The sequence below is a fragment of the Belnapia moabensis DSM 16746 genome, from assembly GCF_000745835.1.
Lineage (GTDB): Bacteria > Pseudomonadota > Alphaproteobacteria > Acetobacterales > Acetobacteraceae > Belnapia > Belnapia moabensis.
Genome location: NZ_JQKB01000105.1, coordinates 3,558 through 6,378, shown reverse-complemented (window position 1 = coordinate 6,378; position 2,821 = coordinate 3,558). Strand labels below are relative to the sequence as shown.

3 protein-coding genes are annotated in these 2,821 nt (G+C 65.9%); 1 reads left to right on the top strand and 2 read right to left on the bottom strand.

Features of this window, described 5'->3' with window-relative positions; all coding sequences use genetic code 11:
* A partial coding sequence (locus tag EP26_RS33835) for a transposase (RefSeq protein ID WP_211259571.1) occupies positions 1–228 on the top strand: 228 nt, incomplete at its 5' end.
* A 351-nt stretch (positions 229–579) separates the two neighbouring features.
* Here the strand turns inward: EP26_RS33835 and EP26_RS26845 are convergent.
* Positions 580–1,623 carry an MYG1 family protein gene (locus EP26_RS26845; RefSeq protein ID WP_052389737.1) on the bottom strand — a complete coding sequence of 348 codons (1,044 nt, stop codon included), beginning with the start codon at positions 1,621–1,623 and terminating at the stop codon, positions 580–582.
* Between the two features lie 242 nt (positions 1,624–1,865).
* Positions 1,866–2,705: a peptidoglycan-binding domain-containing protein gene (locus EP26_RS35545; RefSeq protein ID WP_157033827.1), complete on the bottom strand. Its 840-nt coding sequence runs from the start codon at positions 2,703–2,705 to the stop codon at positions 1,866–1,868.
* Positions 2,706–2,821: the final 116 nt, after the last annotated feature.

Here is a 2,821-nt window from a genome sequence, read left to right as displayed (position 1 = left end):
CAACTGCCCGCAAACATCAGCCTGCTGCCGCTGCCTCGCTATGCGCCCGACCTGAACCCGGTCGAGAACCTGTGGGAGTTCCTGCGGGCCAACTTTCTCAGTCATCGCGTGTGGGAGAGCTACGACGCTATCGTGGACGCCTGCTGCTCAGCCTGGAACGCGCTGATGCGCAGACCAGAGCAGGTCACCTCCATCACCACCCGTGCCTGGGCTCAGGTCAAGCTCTAGGGCGGCTGGTATTATGTGGCGCGGAGCCACGGCTCAGCGAGCGCCGCGCCCCAACTCGCCAATCCGGGCACTCCAGGCGCGAGCTCTGACAGATCCTGTTGAACTGCTTGCCGCAGATCCAGCAGCGGAACCGACGATAACCTTGGGGGTGCGCTCCAGCCGCTCGGTCACCTCAGCCGAGCCGCAGGCCACACAGTCCGGCCCTTTTATGCCACCAGCCTGAGTCTACCGGCTCCAGCCTAGGCGGCCAAACGGGCAGCGTGGCGCGAGGCCTGACAGAACCTCCAGCGGCTGCTTTCCCCCTATACCTTGCGTTAGGGCGGAGGAGGGACGCACCACGGGGCGCAGTTCCTATCGCCCCCAAGCCTTGCGCAGCGCCTCGGCGGGGGAAGGCTTGTTGGCCAAGCAAGCCTGGCCCATGGCCAGCGCTGCCTCCCGGGTTGTGGCGATGGCCAAGTGGCCGCTGCGATGGACGAACACCGCTCCCGGAATGCCGCACGCCTTCTCGAGGGCAGCATCCTGCAGGCCGCGCCAAGCCTCGGGCATGTCGAGGCGGTTCCTGAGACTGCCCTTCTCGGCCGGCATTGCTTGCAGCTTCCAGCGGCCGTCCGGCTCCGGGCTCATCACGTAAAGGATGGGCATGCCCAGTTCAAAGGCCGCTCGCTGCCATGGCATACCGCGCGGCAGTTCCAACACATCGGGATGGAGCCCGCTACTCCCTGATCGGCAATCCTCCCAAGCCTGCGCCACGGCCTGGTAAGCAAAGGCGGCGCCGCGTTCCTTCCCGACGTGCTGCTCCAATGCCACGGCGACCATTTGGCTGGCCCGCAGGAACCCGGCAAGTTGCCGCGCCTCGAACGCGGTGGGGTCGGATTGGCTCGGCTCATCCCAGGCGCTGTTGTAGGCATCTACCATCGCGGTGAGGTCGGTTGGAGCAGCGCGCTCGACCCCATTGTCCACAAGATCGACATGGCGCACGAACTTGTAACGGACATTTTCGGCTATGCGGGCCACCACTTCGTCTGCGACCTCCTGGAAACCCGACTTCGCCAGGATATTGCGCACGTAGAGCTGCCCCAGGCTCAGGCCATTGCCCAGGTTGTTGGTGCGCCACACCAAACCTGCCGAGCTCAACGGGTCGCCATTCGGCGCTTTGGGTGCGCCAGGCTGGTGGTGGTCAAAGCGCCAGCGGGTCTCGTCGGCGGTGCCGCCGACGTCCCAGACGATGTCGGCAGCCTCCAGGGCAGCGCGTTCGCGGGTGCGGAACAGCACGTGCGTTCCGTCATCAGCACCGAGCCCCAGGGCGCCGGTCAGGACGACATAGGCGAGGCAGTCATCGGCGTGGAAAGTGCCGCCGTGAGTGGCCAGTCGCAGGGGTCGATCGGTGGGGAGCATGAGCCTTATCTACACACATAGGCCCAATGGCAACCGCATCAGCGTGGCAACTCCGCGTAGGACCTGCCGAACCTCTTGCCATGGCGCCTGCCACTGCGACCACCGTTACCTACCCTGGCTCAACTACCGGGACCCGAGGCAAATGCATCGCCATTGATAAGTGGTACTTATCACAGGTTACGATCTGCTTCCCTTGTAGCGTTCGGGCCTGAGTTCCGAGACTTGGGCGGACAAAGGCTTAATCAGCTAGCCACCTGCTCCGCCTGCAGAATGGACGTAGTGAAGATATGGGCAGCGTTCACGCGCCAGCGCGGATCCTCCCGCAACCTCGCCATGAAGCTGCGATGCCCGGCTTGGCTACGACCAACCAAGCAGCCCGCACCGATGCCGCCCACCCGCTCACGCGGCGCGTCGTGGCCGCCATGCTGGTCGATGAGGAAGATGCCCCGCTCCGGCGGGTCACCCTCGCGCCGGAAGTTCCTGTCACCATCCCGCGTCACCAGCAGCGGCAGGGCCTGAATGAGCGCCTCCTGCTCCAGCTCCGTGCCGATGGCCGTGCGGCCTATGACCCAGGCGCGATGCTGGCCCGCCGCAAGGCGCGGCGCGCCTTCGGGCTCGGCAGGCGTTTCCACCGCTGCGCGGCCCGAGGCGGTCGTCGCGTGCCAAGCGCCCACGATTTCCGGGCGCCCTCCGGATGCGATGCGCAGCAGCACCCGCAGATCGTCAAAGGCGTCAGGCCGGCGCAGCACTTCACACCCCTGCTCGTCCACGCCTTCAACATAGACGATGTTGACGCAGTCGGGATGGCGACATAGCCAATGGCTATGCCGGATAGAGGCTGCAACTATCCGCCCCGCCAGGCTGTCATCAGGCTGCAATGGCAGCACGGGATCCTGTTGTAGCAGAGCAGCAGCGACGGGTGGCGCCAGTGCGCTGTTGAAAGGCAGGCGGACTGCGCGACAGAAGGCGCCGAGCGCCCATTGCGAGGCGGGGTCGAGGAGGCCGTCTGCCGGCGGGTCTAGCAGCCCGTGATGCGCAAGCCGTGCCTGCATCTCCGCCACCAAGCCGGGCCGGCGCGCCAAGCGCGCAACCTCTAGTGTCTGCGACGCTTGTGCGAAGGCGCCCAACTGCTCCATCCCGCACTCCTTATCTCCGCCCCCGCAGCGTCGTTAACGCGCCGACGTCCCGGGCAAACAAG

Bases quoted from the DNA above. Each gene is read 5' to 3' on its own strand.
- EP26_RS26845 (WP_052389737.1), bottom strand. From the start codon at position 1,623: ATGCTCCCCACCGATCGACCCCTGCGACTGGCCACTCACGGCGGCACT.